The 20768-nt window shown below is 55.1% G+C and carries 21 protein-coding genes; 6 read left to right on the top strand and 15 right to left on the bottom strand.

All coding sequences use genetic code 11. The features are described from left to right. Positions 1-240: 240 nt before the first annotated feature. Both QT231_RS12970 and lipA read left to right on the top strand, forming a co-directional pair. The gene (locus QT231_RS12970; protein ID WP_308337276.1) at positions 241-1227 is read left to right on the top strand and encodes a LysR family transcriptional regulator; all 987 of its coding nucleotides are present in this window, start codon (positions 241-243) and stop codon (positions 1225-1227) included. Positions 1228-1404: 177 nt separating this feature from the next. Next, positions 1405-2469, top strand: coding sequence for a lipoyl synthase (lipA, locus tag QT231_RS12965; RefSeq protein ID WP_308337275.1), 1065 nt, complete (start codon positions 1405-1407; stop codon positions 2467-2469). Between the two features lie 117 nt (positions 2470-2586). On the opposite strand, the gene lipB is transcribed toward lipA, so the two are convergent. The 11 genes from lipB to QT231_RS12910 form a co-directional block, all read right to left on the bottom strand. Beyond that, entirely contained in the window at positions 2587-3249 is a 663-nt protein-coding gene (gene lipB / locus QT231_RS12960; protein ID WP_308337274.1) for a lipoyl(octanoyl) transferase LipB, read from the bottom strand. A 2-nt stretch (positions 3250-3251) separates the two neighbouring features. Continuing rightward, positions 3252-3563 (bottom strand): YbeD family protein, encoded by a 312-nt coding sequence (locus QT231_RS12955; protein WP_088699921.1) that lies wholly within the window; start codon positions 3561-3563, stop codon positions 3252-3254. Between the two features lie 77 nt (positions 3564-3640). Then, complete coding sequence (locus tag QT231_RS12950; RefSeq protein WP_308337273.1) at positions 3641-4855, bottom strand: D-alanyl-D-alanine carboxypeptidase family protein; 1215 nt, start codon at positions 4853-4855, stop codon at positions 3641-3643. Between the two features lie 100 nt (positions 4856-4955). Continuing rightward, positions 4956-5954 (bottom strand): septal ring lytic transglycosylase RlpA family protein, encoded by a 999-nt coding sequence (locus tag QT231_RS12945; protein WP_308337272.1) that lies wholly within the window; start codon positions 5952-5954, stop codon positions 4956-4958. Then, on the bottom strand, positions 5951-7009 hold the full coding sequence (gene mltB / locus QT231_RS12940) for a lytic murein transglycosylase B (protein WP_308337271.1): 1059 nt from the start codon (positions 7007-7009) through the stop codon (positions 5951-5953). Before mltB ends, QT231_RS12945 begins: the two co-directional genes overlap by 4 nt. A 91-nt stretch (positions 7010-7100) precedes the next feature. After that, positions 7101-8261 (bottom strand): rod shape-determining protein RodA, encoded by a 1161-nt coding sequence (gene rodA / locus QT231_RS12935; RefSeq protein WP_308337270.1) that lies wholly within the window; start codon positions 8259-8261, stop codon positions 7101-7103. A 3-nt stretch (positions 8262-8264) separates the two neighbouring features. Then, positions 8265-10172 carry a penicillin-binding protein 2 gene (gene mrdA, locus QT231_RS12930; RefSeq protein ID WP_308337268.1) on the bottom strand — a complete coding sequence of 636 codons (1908 nt, stop codon included), beginning with the start codon at positions 10170-10172 and terminating at the stop codon, positions 8265-8267. An 88-nt stretch (positions 10173-10260) separates the two neighbouring features. After that, complete coding sequence (rlmH, locus tag QT231_RS12925; RefSeq protein ID WP_040480586.1) at positions 10261-10728, bottom strand: 23S rRNA (pseudouridine(1915)-N(3))-methyltransferase RlmH; 468 nt, start codon at positions 10726-10728, stop codon at positions 10261-10263. Continuing rightward, positions 10725-11111 (bottom strand): ribosome silencing factor, encoded by a 387-nt coding sequence (gene rsfS, locus QT231_RS12920; protein ID WP_308337267.1) that lies wholly within the window; start codon positions 11109-11111, stop codon positions 10725-10727. The genes rlmH and rsfS overlap by 4 nt, the downstream gene beginning before the upstream one ends. A gap of 79 nt (positions 11112-11190) precedes the next feature. Beyond that, positions 11191-11850: a nicotinate-nucleotide adenylyltransferase gene (gene nadD, locus QT231_RS12915; protein ID WP_308337266.1), complete on the bottom strand. Its 660-nt coding sequence runs from the start codon at positions 11848-11850 to the stop codon at positions 11191-11193. Between the two features lie 61 nt (positions 11851-11911). After that, positions 11912-13219, bottom strand: a complete 1308-nt coding sequence (locus QT231_RS12910; RefSeq protein WP_308337265.1) for a glutamate-5-semialdehyde dehydrogenase — start codon at positions 13217-13219, stop codon at positions 11912-11914. A gap of 199 nt (positions 13220-13418) precedes the next feature. Between QT231_RS12910 and QT231_RS12905 the strand changes: the two genes are divergently transcribed. From QT231_RS12905 to QT231_RS12895, 3 genes are read left to right on the top strand one after another with little or no spacing between them, the layout of a single operon-like run. After that, positions 13419-14273, top strand: coding sequence for a hypothetical protein (locus QT231_RS12905; RefSeq protein WP_308337264.1), 855 nt, complete (start codon positions 13419-13421; stop codon positions 14271-14273). Then, positions 14270-15208, top strand: a complete 939-nt coding sequence (locus tag QT231_RS12900) for a diguanylate cyclase domain-containing protein (RefSeq protein ID WP_308337263.1) — start codon at positions 14270-14272, stop codon at positions 15206-15208. The genes QT231_RS12905 and QT231_RS12900 overlap by 4 nt, the downstream gene beginning before the upstream one ends. Before the next feature lie 41 nt (positions 15209-15249). Next, entirely contained in the window at positions 15250-16647 is a 1398-nt protein-coding gene (locus QT231_RS12895; protein WP_308337261.1) for a bifunctional DedA family/phosphatase PAP2 family protein, read from the top strand. An 11-nt stretch (positions 16648-16658) separates the two neighbouring features. On the opposite strand, the gene QT231_RS12890 is transcribed toward QT231_RS12895, so the two are convergent. The 3 genes from QT231_RS12890 to mpl are packed head-to-tail and all read right to left on the bottom strand — an operon-like array spanning position 16659 to position 19335. Continuing rightward, on the bottom strand, positions 16659-17282 hold the full coding sequence (locus tag QT231_RS12890; RefSeq protein WP_308337260.1) for a LysE family translocator: 624 nt from the start codon (positions 17280-17282) through the stop codon (positions 16659-16661). A 3-nt stretch (positions 17283-17285) separates the two neighbouring features. Then, positions 17286-17930 (bottom strand): flavin prenyltransferase UbiX, encoded by a 645-nt coding sequence (locus QT231_RS12885; RefSeq protein WP_308337259.1) that lies wholly within the window; start codon positions 17928-17930, stop codon positions 17286-17288. Then, on the bottom strand, positions 17920-19335 hold the full coding sequence (gene mpl, locus QT231_RS12880; protein ID WP_308337258.1) for a UDP-N-acetylmuramate:L-alanyl-gamma-D-glutamyl-meso-diaminopimelate ligase: 1416 nt from the start codon (positions 19333-19335) through the stop codon (positions 17920-17922). Before mpl ends, QT231_RS12885 begins: the two co-directional genes overlap by 11 nt. A gap of 252 nt (positions 19336-19587) precedes the next feature. On the opposite strand from mpl, the gene QT231_RS12875 reads away from it, so the two are divergent. Further along, complete coding sequence (locus QT231_RS12875) at positions 19588-19974, top strand: glutaredoxin (RefSeq protein WP_308337257.1); 387 nt, start codon at positions 19588-19590, stop codon at positions 19972-19974. A 69-nt stretch (positions 19975-20043) separates the two neighbouring features. On the opposite strand, the gene QT231_RS12870 is transcribed toward QT231_RS12875, so the two are convergent. Continuing rightward, positions 20044-20592 (bottom strand): hypothetical protein, encoded by a 549-nt coding sequence (locus QT231_RS12870; RefSeq protein ID WP_308337256.1) that lies wholly within the window; start codon positions 20590-20592, stop codon positions 20044-20046. Between the last annotated feature and the right edge of the window lie 176 nt (positions 20593-20768).

Genomic DNA, 20768 nt, shown 5'->3' with positions numbered 1-20768 from the left:
CTCCCGTTGGGTTGGTGCACAAGCACCAGACCCGAAAGCAATAATGCTGCAATGCAATATAGTCTAGTCCACTACGTGCGCGACGTCGATCTTTAGCCTTGATAATTACGACTTACAAGACTAATGAAGCACTGTTTAGGCAGCGTCAAAGATTCAGTGTTAGCATGCCTTGCCCTGGCGATTGAGCCTGGTGTTGATATTAATCCTTAGCCGTTCAAGGGTGCTCACTACGAGGTAGCTATGTCATCCCCCAATCTGCTCAATCGTCTTACATTTCGTCAACTCCAGGTCTTCCAGGCGGTGCACCGGCAGCGCTCATACTCCCGTGCAGCTGAGCAATTGGGGCTGACCCAGCCCGCGGTGAGCGCGCAAATACGCCAGCTTGAGCTGGCACTGGGTCAGCCACTGTTTAACTACGCGGGCAAAACGCTCCACACGCTTCCTGCCGCTGACACCCTCGCCCACTCAGCACGAGAAATTTTTGGTCAACTTTCGCGGCTGGAAATGAACCTATCAGATATTAACGGCAAAATTAGCGGAGAACTTAATATCGCAGCGGTCTCTTCAGCCCAATATGTAGTGCCTTATTTACTTGCCCGTTTCCGTGCTCACTATCCTGAGGTGCACGTTCGCTTAAAGGTGTGCAACCGCCGTCAGGCACTCGAGCGACTCACGGAACAACAGGATGATCTCGTCATTATGGCGATGGTTCCTGAAGACGATCGCTTGGTGGTGATGCCGATTATTGATAACGAACTGATCGCCGTTGTCTGGCCCGAGCATCCGCTGCTTTCGATGCCACAACCCTCATTAGCAGACTTTGCTCGCCACTATGTACTGATGCGTGAACCCGGCTCTGGTGTACGCAACGCCTTTGAGCAGATGGCAGCCAATCAGCAGGTTGCCCTTCCCCACTGCATCGAGCTGGGCACCAACGAGGCAATTAAAGGCGGTGTCATGGCCCACTTGGGAGTTGCCGTACTGCCACGTTTGGCGGTTCAGCTGGAGCTTGAGCAAGGGTTACTTTTTGAGCTGGGACTGCCCGACTTCCCCATCCACCGCTCTTGGTGCACGGTCTATACTCGGGAGCGCTTACCCACACCGGTCGCTGAGCTGTTTTTAAGTTTTGTCCGAGAGCACTTACCCGATTACCGCCGCCACTTCCAGGCGCCCTCCACCCCCTTGCCCAGCCATGGTGTAGCCTGTTTGCCGATACTTTCATCTTGAAAGCAAGTAACGGCTTACGGTGTCTTGTAGACACCGAGATATGTTACATTAGTAGTAACTAGCGCGATTAAATATCGAGCGTACTTCGTATTAATTAGGTAACAATTGGCAGGTTTTGGAAGGGTCGACGCCCTTTCATGCCTTCGGCCTACCGCACAGAAGAGAGGCTCTGTCCCTATGAGCAATAACCCCTCGCAGCGCGTGTCCAGCGGTGAAAAATACCGTAACGAACGTGGCATGTCGGTGATCAAGGATGGCATGAAGCAGCGCAAAGCGCAGGCAGAGCCTTCTTCTGTTGAGCTTGAGCGCAAACCCAAGTGGTTGCGGGCACAAATCCCAGGGGGCGAGCGTTTTGAAGCGGTCAAGAAAAACGTCGCCACCCATCGGTTAAGCACCGTTTGTGCCGAATCCCACTGCCCCAATATGGGCGAGTGCTGGAGCAACGGCACAGCCACGATCATGCTAATGGGCTCGGTATGCACCCGCGCCTGCCGGTTCTGCGCGGTGGACACCGGCAACCCCCAGGGTTGGCTGGATCACGAAGAGCCAGAAAATACGGCTAAATCCGTAGAGCTAATGGGGCTGCGTTATATCGTACTGACCTCAGTAGACCGTGACGACCTCGACGATGGTGGTGCAACCCACTACGCCAACTGCATTCGTGCGATAAAAGCGCGCACGCCAGATGTGGTAGTGGAAGCCTTAACGCCCGACTTCGATGGCGAACTGACAGCTATCGAACGCGTCGTCGATTCTGGCCTGCAAGTATTTGCCCAGAATGTGGAAACCGTAGAACGGCTGACAGGACGCGTGCGTGACCGTCGGGCAGGTTACCGTAAAACCCTCGATGTACTTGCCCATGCCAAGCGCTATCGTCCTGACATCATTACCAAAACCAGCCTGATGCTGGGCTTGGGTGAAACGGACGAAGAGATTTTGCAAACCTTTGACGATCTTCGCGAGATCGGCGTAGACATCGTCACCCTCGGTCAGTACCTTCGCCCAACCAAAAACCACCTATCGGTGGAGCGCTGGGTAACGCCTGAAGAGTTTGATCGCTACCGCGTGATTGGCTTGGAAAAAGGCTTTATGGAAGTGCCTTCTGGCCCGCTGGTACGCTCGAGCTACCGCGCCGACCGGGTGTTTGAGAAAAATAACCTGGGGCTCGCCTCACCTGCCGCGATTCCCGGCCAGGAGCAGGAAACAAACCCCAACATAATTCCTGCACTCAACGTAGGGTAGGCCTAAACCTAGCGCCATCAGGAAATTCCCAAGATGGCGCTTCGTCACCCATTGCCAAGTATCCCTCCCGCTCAGGCTACCAGCCTAACCACCTTGGAGGGAGAAGGTGACGCACTTTTAAAGCGGCGAACGCTCAACACTGACCACTTCGCGGTCTAATCTTCTGGCCAGCGCTTCAGCCAACTGCTCACCCACCCGGTGCTCACCTGGCAAAGCGACCAGATCAGCCAGCTTCACCATGGGCATCCCTGCATACCCACAGGGATTAATGCGTAAAAAAGGCGTTAAGTCACCGTCTACATTTAACGCCACGCCATGAAAGCTGGCTCCGCGCCGAATACGCAAACCAAGTGAAGCAATCTTCGCCTCCCCCGCCTCGGTCATCACATACACCCCGGGGGCATCCGGCCTTGCGCGGGCGCTCACACCATAGTCGCTTAAAACATCAATCACGGCATTTTCCAATGCAGTGACTAGATCCCGCACGCCAATTTTACCGCGCCGCACATCCAGCAGTGGATACAGTACGACCTGACCTGGGCCGTGATAGGTGACCTGCCCCCCCCGATCAACGTGCACTACCGGAATATCGCCGGGCAGTAGCAAATGTTCGGGTTTACCAGCTTGGCCCTGGGTAAACACCGGGTCATGCTCAACCAGCCAGAACTGATCCGGCGTTTGCGCATTCCGCGTATCAGTCAATGCGCGCATGGCTTCCCACACCGGCAGGTAAGCTTGGTGTCCCAAGTCGTGCAACTCAATCGGTGCGGCGCTATCCACAGTCACACCACCATATGCACACGGCCGGTGGCCTTAAGATCCTCAAACAGCTCTTTAATATGCTGCTCTCCGGTTGCCCTAATCACCACTCGCACCGATTGAAAGCGGCCATTGCGACTGTCGACTACCTGCATCGCAGTTGCATCGAAGTCGGGGTCGTGGCGCACAATCACTTGGCACACGCAGGCGGGGAAATCCTCGGCGGCATCACCGACAACTTTTAATGAGTAATCACAGGGAAAAGTGATTTTCGGCGGCTCCTGAGCCGCCGGTTGGCGCAAATCACGCAGCCCCTGGGGAGCATCTTTTTTCATAACCAGCCTATTTCGTAAAGACACCGTTCATTACGGATACACGATAAAACCATTCAACGTACAGCTCGTTGAGCTGATTAATCGGTAAAACTACTAATCAAATTACTAAAGAAGCGCTGCACTTGATCGAACAGGCGCTTGAACAGGCCACCCTCTTCGATGTTTTCCAGTGCTACTAGGCGACGCTCGCCGACCACTTCGTCACCCAAGTGCACTTCCAGTGTACCCACCTCGTCGCCAACGGCGATCGGTGCCTGTAAGTCTGGGTTGAGGTTGAGGCGCGCACGTAACTCTTCGTTGCGGTTGCGCGGCAAGGTCATAAACACTTCTTCATCAACACCGACGCGCAGCTCGTTGATATCACCACCCCAAACCCGTGGCGTTGCCAGCACGGCACCACGCTCATAAAGCTTCATGGTTTCGAAAAAGCGGAAACCGTAGCTGAGCAGCTTTTGGGTTTCCTGGGCGCGCGCTTCGTCAGAATTGGTGCCCATTACCACTGAAATCAAGCGCATATCGTCACGCTTGGCCGATGACACGAGGCAGAACCCCGCTTCTGTCGTCCAGCCGGTTTTCAGGCCATCTACAGACGGGTCACGCCATAGCAGACGGTTACGGTTGGGTTGATCAATACCACCATAAGAGAAGGTACGCTGAGAGTAGATGGCGTAGTGATCTGGGTAATCATTAATGATGTGCCGCGATAACCGCGCCATATCATGGGCAGTTGAGTAGTGATTATCACCCGGCAAACCGGTAGCGTTCTGGAAGTTGGTATTATCCATGCCCAAACGAGTGGCATGCTGATTCATCAGATCGGCAAACGGTGTTTCACCACCGGCTAAATGCTCCGCCATTGCCACGCTGGCATCGTTACCCGAAACGATAATAATACCGTGGAGCAGGTTATCTACCGATACTTGATCGCCCACCTCGATAAACATTTTCGAGCCACCGGTGCGCCATGCATTCTCGCTAATATTAACCATATCAGTGAGGTTAATGGTGCCGCGATCCAGCTCACGCTCCACCAAATAGGCGGTCATCAACTTGGTCAAACTCGCCGGTGGCAGACGCTCATCGGAGTTATGCTCCGCCAATATGCGGCCACTGTTAGCATCCATGAGTATCCACGAGCTTGCCGCTAACTGGGGAGCGGCAGGGATAATGGTTTGCGGTTGTGGAATGACCGGCTGCGGAGTTGACTGGGCACCGGCAGGCACCGCAACTGTTACCACAACAGCAAAGAGGCACAGGCGGGCAGAGCGACCAATGGATGTAAACACGTTCATAACGTCAGTCTCACTTACTTGAAAGCTTGATTGCAAAGCTTATTTGTAAAATACGGCGGCGCGTAAAACGCGCCACAAGAAATAAATTAGAGGGGGTGAATTATCGCACAACAAAGACCTGGGGGAACCCTGCTTGACGTAGTGTTTCTCGCGCCTGAAGCTCCTGCCCTGGGTCAATGGGCCCGACCTGGACACGATAGACGTCGGCATCACTCATTATACGCACTGCATGGGGCTGCTCACCTTGCAAACGCTGCTGTAACTGCTGAGCACCTTCAGGATTACCCAGCGCCGCGATCTGCAAATACACCGCGCCGTCTGCTCCACTTTCACTGGGCGCCCGCGTTGCTTGCACCTGTGGTGAAGGAGCCGGTGCTGCTGGCTGAACCGACACAGAAGAGGCGTTTGAAGCCACCCGCGGCGCCTCAGATACGCGTGACTGAGGCGATGCGCTGCTGCCCCTGCCGTGCTCGGCTAGCCACTGTTCTGGGTTGATCGCTTCCACTTTTACGGAACCGGTACCATTATCGAGGAAGCCTAGGCGGGCGGCAGCAGCATAGGAGAGATCGATCTCCCGGTCACTATGGAAGGGGCCACGATCGTTCACCCGAACAATCACCGACCGCCCGTTATCCAGGCTGGTGACCCGAGCAAAGGTGGGTAAAGGCAACGAACGGTGCGCCGCCGACATTTTATACATGTCGTAGATTTCACCATTTGACGTCGCGTAACCATGAAATTTTTCACCATACCATGAGGCCGTTCCGCGCTTCTCGTAACCCGTTGCATCTGGCAGCACATGGTAGGTTTTACCCCAGACTTCATAGTTAGGACGGTTACCTGCACGAGAAGGCTGCTCAATGCGCGGCTCTGCATCAGGCACCTTGGTAACATCCGGTGGCTCAAGGGGATAGGCATCACCACTCATGGCATAGCGGCCGCCGCTATTGCTGGCCGCCGATGACGTCGAAGCTGCCGCTGGCTTACTGGAGCCAGGGGCATCTACTCGTTGGGTTTCATTACTGGCACAGCCGGTGACTAGGGCTAACAAAGCGATCATGCTCCCTGCCCGCCGGGTTATCGTCAGTTTACTCTTCATGCCTCATCCTCATGCAGCTCAGCAATCGCTTCCGCCAACTCGGTGACGGCCATGGCGTAGAGGTGACTGTGGTTGTAGCGGGTAATGACGTAAAAATTATACTCACCTAACCGGTAGCGGGTTTCCCCACCGGCGAACTCAAGCGCCAGGGGCATGACCAACAAATTATCATCGAGAGGCTCTTCAGCCTCAACACCATGGGCAGCCAATTGCGCAACACTCATCGCGGGAGGCGACGTTTGGTTAAATGAGAGCTCCTGCAGTAGCTCTATGGGCAGTACCTCAAACCCACTGGCCTGGTGATAAATATCGCCCCCTGGCTGCCAGTTATGCTCAGCAAAGTAATTGGCAACACTGCCAATCGCATCGACCGGGTTTTCCCACAGATCCCGCCGCCCGTCGCCATCGAAATCAACGGCATACGCTTGGTAACTGGTGGGAATAAACTGTGGATAGCCCATGGCTCCCGCGTAGGAGCCGCGCAGCTCGGTAGGGTCAACCTTCTGTTCGTAGGCGATTCGTAAAAAAGCCGCTAGCTCACCGCGAAAAAAAGCCCCCCTTGTCGGGTGGTGAAACGCCAGCGTGGCAAGCGAGTCCAGCACCCGGTGCTGGCCTTTATGCCGACCATAGTAGGTTTCAACTCCAATAATGGCAGTAATAACCTCTGCAGGTACACCGTAAGTGTTTTCGGCTCGGGCGAGAGCATCGGCATGCGCGTCAATAAATTCCGCCCCCTCTTCAATACGCTGCTGGGTCAGGAAAATGGCGCGATACTCATACCACTTTAGGCGGCGCTCTGCGGCCCCTTCCATCGCATCTAATACACTCTGCGTGTATTTTGCCTGCCCTAGTACCTCTTCCAGCCAAGTCTGCGGCAACCCTTGCTCGACCAGCTCTCCCATCAGCGCTTGGCTATCAGCATTCTGCTGGGGTGCAAAATGCTGTGAAGCAGCGAATTGAGATCCTTGTGAAGGCTGATCAGCAAACGTGGTCGTCGCCCAGCACACCAGCGCGGCCAACACATAGCTGCTCGTCTTCCTTTGAACCTTGTTCATTGGTTCTCCACTGTTGGGCTATTCATTCCAGAAACATCCATGCCTGAGTTTTCCATTGACGAGCAACAAGCGCTTGAGCGTGGCAACGTTGCTAACGTGACAGCAGCCGACGATGAGCATGTATCGACATGAGAATACCGAAACCCGCTAGCAAGGTCACGCTTGAGGTGCCGCCATAACTAACCAGCGGCAGCGGCACCCCTACTACGGGCAAAATGCCGCTCACCATGCCCATATTGACAAATACGTAGATGAAAAATGTTAAAATGATGCTGCCGGCCACCAAGCGACCAAAGGTATCCTGCGCTGAGCTTGCCATCCACAAACCACGGCTCACAATCAATAGATAAAGGAACAACAACACCAGCATACCGACCAAACCAAACTCTTCACCCAAGACAGCAATAATGAAATCGGTATGGCGTTCAGGCAAAAACTCTAGCTGGGACTGGGTACCCTGGAGCCACCCCTTGCCCCATAACCCCCCACTGCCGATGGCTGTGGTCGACTGAATAATATTCCAGCCTGACCCTAGGGGATCGCTTTCAGGGTTTAGAAACGTCAATACCCGCTGGCGCTGGTAGTTATGCATATTCATCCAGAGCAGCGGCACAGCCGCAGCCCCCAGCGCGGTAATGAATCCGATCAAACGCCACGACAAACCCGCCAGCAAAACCACGATCAGAGCAGCGCTGGATACCAGCAGCGAGGTGCCTAAATCTGGCTGGATTGCGGTTAACACCACTGGAACGCCAATAATGACCCCGCACACCACAATATCGCGCAGGCGCGGCGGTAGTTCGCAACGATTTAGATAGGCAGCGACCATTAACGGAGCTGCCAGCTTCATCATTTCCGATGGTTGAAAACGTATCACCCCGGGTATCTCTAGCCAGCGTTTGGCCCCCATACCCACATCGCCTACCACGTCAACAGCAACCAGCATGGCAACACCGACGCCATACGCCAGCGGCGCCCAGCGTAAAAAAGTCGACGGTGAAAATTGGGCAATAATCACCATCCCTACCAACGCGATACCAAAGCGCATGCCCTGGCCGATAACCGCATCGAGGGATTGACCGGAAGCACTATAAAGAACGATTAGACCGCTCCCCATTAACACCAGCAGCAAGCCTAACAGCCATGGGTCAAGATGGATCCGCTCCCAAATACTTTTGCGCCGGGCGATACCACTTTCGGGTGGACGTACAGGATGACCTCGCATTGATCGCGTTATGTAATGCCAAGGCATGGTTTAGTTGCCCTCCACATTGGCATCATCTTCTTCCAGCACTTCGCGCACTTCCTCAACGCCGGGGGCGTCATCTTTGAGCAACCATGCATCCGTCATGGCGCGCGCCAAGTGGGCCGCATGGGTACTACCGCCGCCTGCATTCTCGACAATGACAGAGACGGCAATCTGAGGATCATCCAGCGGGGCAAAGGCCATAAACAGCGCGTGGTCACGTAGCCGCTCGGCCAGCTGGTCGGCGTTGTAACGCTGATCCTGACCGAGTGAAAAAACTTGCGCCGTACCTGATTTACCGCCCATACGGTATTCAAGGCCGACACCGGTTCTGCGAGCAGTACCTTCACGGCCACTCATCACTTTTTCCATGCCACTGAATACCCTGTCCCACCAGTTGTCATTGGACAGCTGTATATCATCCAGGGTATCTGGCAGATCTCGGGGGACGGGAGTGTCACCAATCTGACGCGCCAGCCTCGGCTTCACCCAGTGGCCACGATTGGCCAGCGTTGCCGTGGCGCTGGCAAGCTGAAGAGGCGTCACCTGCCAATAGCCTTGACCAATCCCCACCGAAAGGGTTTCGCCGGGGTACCAGGGCTGGTTGAAGCGGCCACGCTTCCAGTCTCGCGAGGGCATCAAAGCGGTGCTTTCTCCTTGTACGTCATGAGCCACGCGCTGGCCAAAGCCAAAATTACTCATTTGTTCATGCAAATTATCGATGCCCAGGTCATGGGCCAGCGTGTAGTAATAGGTATTATTGGATACGGCAAGGGAGCGCTCCAGGTCGACACGACCATGCCCCCAACGCAGCCAGTTGCGGTAGCGACGGGAATCGTTAGGTAATTGGTAGTAACCAGGGTCATTGATAGTGCTGTCTGGGGTGATGACCCCTTCGACCAAGCCCGCCAGGGCTAGAAAAGGTTTGATCGTGGAGCCTGGCGGATAGTGGCCACGTATAGCGCGATTAAACAGCGGCAGGTCAAGGTCTTCCTGCAAACCTCGATAAGAGGCAACGTCAATTCCGGTGACAAACTGGTTACTATCAAACCCTGGGGTCGATACCATCGCCAGGATCTCGCCGGTTGCCGGCACGATAGCCACAATAGAGCCGCGACGGCCATCCAGCAGCTCATAGGCCAGCATCTGCATCGACTTGTCCAAGGTTAGCGTTAGATTCGCCCCCGGCACCGGATCGGTGCGGCCAAGTTCGCGCAACACCCGTCCACGGGCGTTCGTTTCAACTTTACGTAGGCCTGCCTGACCGTGCAGCTCGTCTTCGTAAAAACGCTCAATACCGGTTTTACCAATAAAGTGGGTGCCCGCGTAGCGGCCCGCATCCAGCGTTTCCATCTCTTCCGCGTTAATACGGCCAACATAGCCTAAAGCGTGCGCCATTATTTCTGCATCGGGATAGTAACGTAGCGGCTGGGCCTCTATCTCAACGCCAGGAAGGCGGTGTCGGTTAACCGCCAGACGCGCGATTTGCTCTTCGCTTAGGTCACTGGTAAGTAGTGCAGGCTGAAAGGGACGCTGGCGTTGGCGTGAACGCACATTGAATGCCTCAATCTCCTCCTCTGGCAGCTCGAGCAGATCCACCAGCAGCGCCAGGGTTTCGTCCAGGTTATCGACACGCTCGCGTACCAGTGTGAGGTTGTAGGTAGGACGGTTTTCAGCCAGAAGCACGCCATTTCGGTCATAGATCAAACCGCGGTTCGGCGGCAGCGGTTCGACCCGCACCCGGTTATTTTCGGAGCGCGTGCTGTACATATCATGCTGGACGATCTGTAAATAAACCAAGCGACTCGTTAGCAAGCCGGCAAGTGTAAAAACCACTAGCACCGCGAGTAGCGCTCTAACACGAAAAATACGCAGTTCTTGCTCGGAGTTTTTTAGCGTGTTGGGGCGCTTGAGCATGGCAACGATGACTCTCAAATCAAACAATCAAATCAAACAAAAGGCGTAGCAGGCCATAACAGTGATCGCCCGCCATGTCAGTCAGCCGTTAGCGGTGATAAGGGTGACCTATCAATAATGTCCAGGCGCGGTAGAGCTGCTCGGCCAGCATTATCCTCACCAGCGGATGGGGCAGCGTCAGCGGGGAGATCGACCACTTTTTATCAGCCATCGCCGATAGCGAGGGCTCAAGACCATCGGGCCCACCCACAAGCAGCACAATATCGCGCCCGGCCATGCGCCAGGCGTCGGCTTCTTGTGCCAGCTGTTCGGTGGTCCATGGCTTACCTTTGACTTCCAGGGCTACCACGTATTCGTCGCCACGCAGCTTATCGCGAATACGCTGCGCCTCTTGGGCGCGCGCTTTCGCGATATCTGCGTTTTTGCCACGCTGGCCGAGGGCAATTTCTTCTATCTCGAGATTAAAATCTCTCGGCAGCCGTTTGCGGTAAGTGTCGACGCCCTCTTCTACCCACCCGGGCATTTTGCTTCCCACCGCTAACAGCCGGATCCTCATGACATGCCGGCTCGCTCATGAAAGCGCTCAAGGGACTCACCAATCGCACCCGAGTCGCTCGGCAGATCGGCCCACAGCCGCTCCAGATCATACAGGGTGCGTGCTTCGGGCATCATCACATGGACAACCACATCCCCCAGGTCGACCAGCACCCAGTCTGCGTCATCACCACCCTCAACGCCCAGCGGCCCAAGCCCTGCGGCCTTGGCTTTTTCCACGACATTTTGCGCCAGCGCAGCCACATGGCGTGTGGAGGTTCCACTGGCAATCAGCATGAGGTCGGTAACCTCGGTTAATTTGGCAACATCCAACTGCGTAATGTCACGTGCTTTTAGTTCTTCCAGCGCGTCAACCGCTAGAGTTTTCAATGTATCGATGTGCATGACTCCTAAAGACAACCTTAAGGGGTTAATCGGTCAATAAAGCCGGCCATTGTAACGGCTTCTTTGGTGACTGCCAGCGCTATTCGCGCTGACGATAAAGACCGCCTTGCTCAATGGCCCGTTCAACGGGGTCTGGTAGCAAATAGCGCACGCTTCTCCCCGCTTCTAAACACTCACGAATGTAGGTCGCTGAGATCGCCATGAGCGATGGCAATTCCAGCGGCAAATAACTGCCATAGGGCTGCTGCATCAATGCCTCTACGCTATCGACTCTGCGATGCTCGACCAGTTCCCTTAATAATGCCGGTAGCGGATCGCTATAGCCCGGCCTGGCAATCACTACCAGGTGGGCAAGCTCGAACAAGCGCTCCGGCTGGTGCCACTGGGCGAGTCGTAAGAAGGCATCGAAACCAATCGCCATCACCAATCGTGCCTGATCACCAACTTCGGCACGCAGCTCGGCCAGGGTATCGGCACTATAAGAGGGCCCTTCACGCCGCAGCTCGCGGTCATCGGCAACCAGCCCGGGGGTATCGCCAATGCCCGCATTGAGTAGTGCCAACCTCTGTTTCGCAGAGACCTGGGGGCGGCCGCGAAGCGGCGGCTGTTGAGCGGGTATCATGTGCAGCCGATCAAGCGACAGCGCCTCATATAGCTCTACGGCACTGCGCAAATGCCCCAGATGAATAGGGTCAAAGGTGCCGCCTAACATGCCGATGCGTAGCGCCGTTTGACTCATGCAAGATCCCTATCCACAGCTAAACCATTCATACCAACAGCACCCTGTTCACAACAACACCCTATTCACGCACCTGACCGTCACCGAATACCACGTATTTCTGCGTGGTTAGACCCTCTAACCCCACAGGCCCTCGGGCGTGAAGTTTGTCGGTAGAAATGCCAATCTCGGCGCCTAGCCCATACTCAAAACCATCGGCAAAGCGGGTCGAAGCATTAACAATCACCGAGCTGGAATCGACTTCCGCCATAAAGCGACGAGCCAGCGAGTAATCCTGAGTAACAATCGCATCCGTATGGTGAGAGCCGTACTGCTCAATGTGAGCAATCGCTTCATCGATACCATCGACCACTTTTATGGCCAGTACGGGGGCCAAATATTCGGCATACCAATCGCTCTCTTCGGCTGCTGCAGCCTGGGGCAACAGTGCCTGGGTTCGCTCGCAGCCACGCAGCTCTACATCATGTTCGGCATAAGCGCGGGCTAACTCAGGCAGTAGCAGATCCGCAATCGGGGCATCCACCAGCAGCGTTTCCATGGTATTGCAGGTGCCGTAGCGATGGGTTTTCGCATTGATAGCAATGGCTAACGCTTTGGCAGGGTCAGCGGTAGTATCGATGTACACATGGCATACGCCGTCGAGATGCTTAATGACCGGCACGCGGGCATCGCGACTGATACGCTCAATCAACGACTTGCCACCGCGAGGAATAATCACATCAACGTATTTCGGCATGCTGATCATCTCCCCCACCGCCGCGCGATCAGTGGTAGCAACGACCTGTACGCTACCGGCGGGCAGCCCCACATCAGCCAAACCCAACTGGATACAGGCGCTAATGGCAGCATTTGACTGACTGGCTTCCGAGCCGCCGCGCAAAATACAGGCGTTGCCTGATTTCAAACACAGACTTGCAGCTTCCAGGGTCACATTCGGGCGCGACTCGTAAATAATTCCAATAACGCCTAGGGGCACGCGCATTTTCCCCACTTGGATGCCGCTAGGCCGATAGCGCATATCGCCAATTTCGCCCACCGGGTCGGGTAAACCCGCTACCTGATGCAAGCCTTCAACCATGGCATCAATACGTGCGTCGTTCAGGGCTAAACGATCTAACAGCGCGCTCTCCAAACCACTCAGGCGGCCGCGCTGTAAATCCTCAGCGTTGGCATCCAGTATTTGGCCTCGCGCTTCAGTCAAGCGTTTCGCCATGGCCAACAGAGCACGGTTTTTTACCCCTGTATCCGCCCTGCGCAGTTCGCTAGCGGCACGCCGCGCCGCCTGCCCCAAGGCCTGCATATAGGCGGGCACATTTCCGGCAGATAAATGCTGAAGGGCCTCGTCTTGGAACGGTGTTGAAGCGCTCATAGTGTCTCCGTGCGGAAGGGTGCTGTAATTTTTTAATTAGCCGAATGCAGCTGTTTTATACGTTTTGCTTATGTTACGTCATTTCGCCGTTATACTGAGGACGATTAAGGCGCTAATGTGTGTCGGGCACCTTTATTATCCTACAATTACTTTACTTGATGAGATACATCTGGTTATTCAGGACGAATAGTAAGTCACCATGCAAAGCAAGTACAAAATCCGCCTGTTACGTGCCAATCTTCTAGCCGCGGCCGTAGCCCTGGCATTATGGACACCTGCAACGCCCCCCGCTGCGGCCCTAGTGCTGTGGCTATCCGTCGGATGGTTATTCATCACCGCGCTAATGCTTGATTTTAGCCACCGCCGCTCGCGGGGATTACCGTGGCAAATTGTGCCTGGCGCCCTGCTACTGGGTTTAATTGCTGCTGCCCCAGAGCGGCACGGCATTTTAATCTGGGCGTGGGCTGCAATGCTGATGCTGCCACAAAATAATTGGGTAGCTGCTTTCAATCTCAGCGCTGGGCTGATTAGTTCTGTAATGGTAGCACCGCTGCTGGATGGGCCTGCCTTTATTCTGCTGATTTGTTCTCTGCTGGTACTGGGCCTGCTTGCTCTTTCCAGGGCACAGCAGCTTATCGATATGAATGGCTCGATTCGTCAACGCCTGCGATTGATTCCCGGCCTTAACCTATGGGCTGGTGAGCAGTTGCTGCGCGATATTAGCCGGGAACAAATGCGCTGTGAGCGGGAAGGTGTCCATGCAGAACTGTTTATTTTACATGTAAAACGCCACCAGCTATGGCCAACGGCGCAAAAACTGTGCGAGCTAACCTACGATTTTGAAAACGTTTACCGCTTAAGCAGCACAACACTGGCAACATTGATTCTCGCCAGCTCACCTAAAGAAGCCTCGCAACGTCGCCGCCTACTACTCGCCGACTTACCCGACAATATCGCCAGCGAACACCTTGAGTTAATTGATATCGAACCGGCAACGCTTTCGGTGCATGAGATCAGTAAGCTACCGGCTGAACGGGTGCGAGAGACAATATGACCGAGCACTACATTCACATTCCCAAGCGATTAATGACGCTCGCCTACACCGCCAGTATCCCACTTATGGCCGGATACGCACTCTGGCTGTATGCCATGGGAGATTACCGCGACCTGTTGATCCCCACCTTTATGACCTTGCTGCTTATGTCGGCCCTGTTAATGCATATCGGGCATGGGGTAAAAAGCTACCTACCGCGCATTATCCTACTTTGCGCAATCAATTCGGTAGTGTTGGGTGCTTTCTATTATCAGCCTCAGGTATCGCCTATTTGGCTAGGCCTGCCGATTACTGCTGCTTTTTTACTGTTACCACTATGGGCCGCGTTACTGATCAATATCGGGGCTGGGCCATTGTGGTGGCTGTTCCCCTCGGTCTCCTCGGCGCCACCGGCCATTATCGTTGGCTATGCGGCCTTGACGCTGCTTCTCGCCCTCCCTCGCTGGGAGCATGCTCGTCGCCGGGCTCTCCTGCGGGCAACAGACCCCAATGACAGCGACTGCAGTGCCTACCATATTGACACGCTAAAAGAGCGCTTACACAGCGAGTTCCAACGCGCGGCAATGCTCAATCAGCAACTCGCGGTACTGGTGCTGCATTTACCGCAGTTGGATATGGCAGAAGAGCAGTTCGGCCACCGGGCAAAATCGGCACTGCTGGGGGCGCTGTGCGGCGAAGTGAATAGCCGTTGCCGCGACCATGACGTGCTTGGGCGCGCCGACAGTGCCACTTTTTGGCTCGTGCTACCTGACACGAGCGAAAGCGGTGCGCTGCTAGTCCGCGAACGCTTGCAAAGAGCACTTTCACAGTGCGTATTAGTAGAAACCGGCCAATTGGAAGCACGCATTGCGGCCTGTCTACCTAGCCGTACAGAATACTTCGAGCACTATGTAAAGCGCCTGGAAGCACGCGGCGCCGCCCTAGCCAACGTCTAGCCTGGTTTTTTCAATTCAATTTTCTGACGCTGGAGTGCTCTGTGCCGCTAGCTGATATGCTCCAATCATTAACGCCATCACCGCCGATTATCATCTGCCTGGTGTTGGTCATTTCATTAGTCGAGTCACTTGCCCTAGTGGGGCTGCTGGTGCCAGGAGTGGTGTTGATCACCACCGCAGCTTCCCTGGCGGGCCACCAGGATATCGGCCTTGCCTGGTTAATCGGTGCCGCCTTTATTGGCGCTGTTTTAGGCGATGGAATCAGTTTTTCGTTAGGTTTCAAGCATCGAGAACAGGTCACACAGAGATGGCCACTGTCTCAGCATCCCGAATGGTTAGGTCGCGGGGCGCGCTTCTTTGAGCGCTATGGCATATGGTCGGTGTTTATTGGCCGTTTTGTCGGCCCGGTGAGGCCAATTATTCCACTGGTGGCAGGCATGATGCAGATGTCACCAAGGACGTTTGTTTGGGCCAACCTAACCTCTGCGGCGCTGTGGGCGCCAGCCTATGTACTGCCCGGGTACTTGCTGGGGCGCACCTGGCAGCACCATCTAAATCTACCACCAGGCTTAGAGACGGCACTGCTCATATTCGCTGCGATAGTTGTCGCGCTTGCCGTGATTTTCTCATGGGGCCGACATCAAGCGACAAGACATGGGCGGCTTTACCGGGCGATTGCCGGAAGCATTCGCCGTTTACCGCTGCTGCGTCGACCATGGCTGGCGATGAGCCAAACCGGTGATGTGCCCTTGGCCTCGCTACTACTACTGGTAATAGCGTTGGGTAGCCTGTCTGGCTGGACATTACTGATCATTGCCCACCGTGGCCCGCTGGAAATGGATCTGATGGTTCAGCAATTGTTTACCATGTTGCAGAGTGATTTTTCTTACCTAGCAGGGAATATATTTGCCCGAATTGGCGACACCCTGGGCATTATCGCTTTGATGCTGCCTTGGATGGCGTGGATGCTGGTGAGTAAGAGATGGGAGGCTCTGCTGCACTGGTGTGGCGCTTTTGCCGGTGTCGCCCTGCTGAACACAGTGGGCAAAGGGCTATTTGGACGTGCTCGTCCAGAGACCCCGGACTACTTGATGGGCTCTTACTCCTATCCGAGTGCCCACACGTCAACTGCCGTGGTGCTCGTTGGCCTTGCAGCAGCCTTCGTGGCGGCCGAGATGCCTCGTCAAAAACGCTTTTGGGTATATTGGATAGCACTCGCCCTGGCGCTGCCCATGGCGCTATCAAGACTGGCAGTAGGCGTACACTGGTTCAGTGACCTGGTGGGCGGCGCCCTACTCGGTTTGGTCGTCTGCGCGCTCACACTGCTGCATTGGCAACAGCAGCCACGCCCGTCTATGCGGCCCTGCCCTTGGCTACTGCTCAGCGCGGCATCGCTGGTGCTTATCAGCGCTCGAGTAGGGCTGTTGCCACCCGTTTAAAGGCTATCTACCTACCCCAGTGCCAACCATAAACCAACGCCAATCATCAGCGTTCCGGCGATGCGGTTAAGCAAACGCACATTGCCGCTTTTACCCAACACATTGCGCAACGTTTTACCGCCAGTGGCATAGACCAGCATGCTGGCAAACTCAATGCTCAAAATGACCGCGATCAGCAGGCTAAGCTGGCCTGGCAGCGGGCGGCTGCTATCCAAAAAAGGCGGCAGCAGCACCATAAAAAACGCCCACCCTTTGGGGTTTGCGACCGCGGTGACAAACCCTTGCATGGCTAACTGCAGGGGGCTTGCGGGAGGCCCCGCATCCAGCTCACTGGGAATCGCCATGCGCCCACGTGAGCGCCACATCATGATGCCCAAATAACCCAGGTAGGCGCCGCCCACCCACTTGAACAGCACGAACAGCTCTGGCTGTCGCAGCATTAACGCAGCCACCCCTGCGCCAGCGGCGGCGGCCACTAAGCCTACGCCCAGTAACTCACCAATCATCATCCACAGCGTACGTTTAACGCCTTGGGTCATGCCCAGCACCATGGCGAGGGTCATGCACATGCCGGGGGTTAGCGAAACGAACAGAAACGTTGGCACAAAAACCGAAAGCGTGGCCCACGACATCATAGATCAGTCATCCTTATTTACGACCTCACCCCAGCGAGGAACCAGCGAGTGCTCGATGCCTAGCTGGTTGAGAACACGCGCGACAATAAAATCAATCAGATCATCAATACTTTGTGGGCGGTGATAAAATCCTGGGGCTGCCGGCAAGATGACCACACCCAAACGACTCAACGCCAGCATGTGCTCTAAATGGATCGGCGAAAACGGGCTTTCCCGCGGTACCAGCACCAACGTGCGACGCTCTTTAATCGCCACATCCGCTGCCCGCTCAATCAGGTTATTGCTGGCCCCCGTTGCCACGGCAGAAAGCGTACCGGTGGAACACGGACACACCACCATGGCAGAGGGCGCACCAGAGCCTGACGCCACCGGCGCCATCCAGTCCTCGCGGCCGAAGCAGCGAATCTGACCTGGCCGCGCCCCACTGCGCTTGCTCAGCGCCTCGACTAAACGCTGAGGCTGCGCGGGTAGCTCAATATCTGTTTCCGTGGCGATGACCATGTGCGCGGCTTTGGAAATCATTACCCACACTTCATGACCTGCGGCGACTAATACATCGATCAAGCGCAAACCGTATTGAGCCCCTGACGCGCCGGTGAGAGCCACGGTAATCGGCTTTTTTAATGCGGTGTCAGCTCTAGCTATCACGCTTCCCCTCCTTGGCTGCTTCCAATGCGGCGAGCAGGCGTTCATGCACCCCCTCAAAGCCGCCGTTGGACATCACCACAATGCGATCCAAAGGTGACGCTTGAGTGACCACAGCTGCCACCAGCGTATCAATATCGCTAAACAGCTGGCCACGCGCGCCTTGAGTGGCGACCAGCTCGTCCATCGACCAGTCAAGCCCCGCGGGCTGAAACCAAAACACGCCATCAGCGTCAGCCACGCTTTCAATTAACCGCTCGCGCAGCGCACCTAAACGCATCGTGTTAGAACGCGGCTCAACCACCGCCAGCAGGCGCCCTTTTGTAGTTGCCGCACGTAGCCCTTTGAGCGTGGCGACAATCGCCGTGGGATGATGGGCGAAATCATCGATAACCTGAATGCCATTGATTTCACCGCGCACCTCTTGGCGCCTTCTGGGTGTTTCAAAGCGCGCCAATGCTGCACAGCCGCGGGCTAAATCAACCCCACATAAATGCGCCGCTGCTAGTGCTGCCAATGCATTGCGGGCGTTATGCTCGCCGGTGAGCTGCCACTCAACAACCCCGTCTTGCTCTTGGCCACCTCCCGACTGGCTATGTTTGTCCCCGCTATAAATCACCTGGAAGCGGCTAGCATCGGCGCGCTCTAGAACCAGTTGCCATTCACTCGCAACCTGATCGCCAAAATGGGTAACCGGTGACCAAGCGCCCTGGTTCAGCACACGCTCAAGGGCAGGCTGCTCATCGGCAACCAATAGGTGGCCCTGGCTTGGCACAGTACGCACCAGGTGGTGGAACTGCCGCTCGATAGCGGCCAGATCGGGAAAGATGTCGGCGTGGTCAAACTCAAGATTGTTGAGGATGGCGATATGCGGACGGTAGTGAACGAACTTGGAGCGTTTATCGAAGAAGGCGGTGTCGTACTCATCAGCCTCCACTACAAACGGCGCTTTAGGATCACCCAAACGTGCCGAGACGCCAAAATTACGCGGCACCCCGCCAATTAAAAACCCCGGCGTTAAGCCAGCGCTCTCCAACAGCCAAGCCAATACACTCGCGGTGGTGGTTTTTCCGTGGGTACCTGCTACAGCGATGACTCGCCGACCGGGCAACACGTGCTCCGCCAACCACTGCGCACCCGAGGTATACGGCAAGCCGCTGTTAAGTAGCGCTTCAACCTCGTCATTGCCACGTGACAGAGCATTGCCCACCACGACAAGATCCGGCGATGGCGACAGGTGCTCTGCGTGATAGCCCTGCATTAAGGTGATGCCCGCATCAGCCAATTGGGTGCTCATCGGTGGGTATACGTTCTGATCGGAGCCACTCACCTGGTGCCCCATTTCACGCGCCAGCAGCGCCAGGCTCCCCATAAAGGTGCCACAGATACCCATAATATGCAGATGCATGGCTCTCGCCCCGTTAATCGCCAGTAAACTAATTCAATAAAAGCCAAAAAAATGGCGTAAAAATAGCTAGCTAGCCTAGCATGTTGACACTATTTGCTCATCTCCTCATCGCTAAAACGGCGGCAATGCACCTCTCAAGTGACAAATCCCTCTAGTTGTTGCAGGATGCGGCCACTGTTTACTAATGATGACCATCACTTTCTTACCACTCGTCACACTGATGTGAGCCAGCATCAGCAAAGGAGTCTTTCAATGCGCATTTTAATTCGCTATTTTTTCCGTGGCCTTCGCTTGGTGCTTGCCCCGGTCATGCTGATTTCCGAGAAACTATCTACACCTAAGTCAGTGGAGCGCACCCCTGAAGAGCAAGCTAAAGTGGATCAAGCGTGCCAGAACCTCGCACTGTACCAATTCCGCACCTGCCCTTTTTGCATCAAGGTGCGCAAAGAGATAGCACGCCTGGGTTTAAATATTGAAGTACGTGATGCGCAACTTGATCCGGCCCATAAGCAGGCGCTACTGGAAGGGGGCGGCAAGGTCAAAGTGCCCTGCTTGAGAATCAACCACGACGATGGGCGTGAAGAGTGGATGTACGAATCTGACACTATTAACGCTTGGTTACATCAGCGCTTTGGCTAAACCCCCTCTATTTGAAATGGGTGCCAACCGAGGCCTCTTCACTAGGTCGGCGTAAGTCGACCTGGCGGGTTAAAACTCTATTTTTTGTGCCTCCACCTCGAATGCCACGTCAATCTCAATGCCCTCTTCAAGGCTTGGTGGTTCACCCAACGCGACTTGCAGCGCCATTACCCCCTCTATTTTTCCAGCCACGTGAACCGCTTGGCTGGTACGTTCATAGTGAGTCAGTGTGACTGCCACATCGCCTCCTTCCGAGGTGAATAGTGGTGGGGAAATAGAGCTTCCAATGGAGTAGATAACCACTGCATTGGTCAGTTGCTCTTCAGCTACGGTCAGGCTAATCGAGATCGCCTCATCACTTTCCCATGCCTCACTGTCAACAGAGCCAGTGATATCAATGTTGATATCGTCGCCTAATTCCACGAAGGAGGCATTTGAGTCACTGCCATGGCTTAAAACGAACCACTCGTGTAATTCATCATCTAGCACTCCTGCTATTTCTGGTACTGCGCGCCCAGCTTCCCCTTGATCAGAGGTACGTTGCTCCACAGTCTCAGTGGCAAAACCATTCATAGGTAGCCATGAAGCGATCAACACTATCCCGATTTTTTTCCACATATGGTTTTTCCGTCCTGTAATGTGTCGCTTTTCACTTACTACTTTCGTCTTAAATCAAGCCATCAGCACACCGCTATTAGCCCCATCATTCAGTAGACGAATGATGCCTGTCATTATTTCGATTGTATGACGCAATAGGCACTCTCTATGTTGTAAGCCTAGGCTGTACGCCTGTG

The organism is Halomonas sp. SpR1 (genome assembly GCF_031010175.1).
In the GTDB taxonomy this organism is placed as follows: domain Bacteria; phylum Pseudomonadota; class Gammaproteobacteria; order Pseudomonadales; family Halomonadaceae; genus Vreelandella.
Note: the sequence above shows the minus strand (reverse complement) of the source record. Positions and strands in the feature narration are given on the sequence as shown.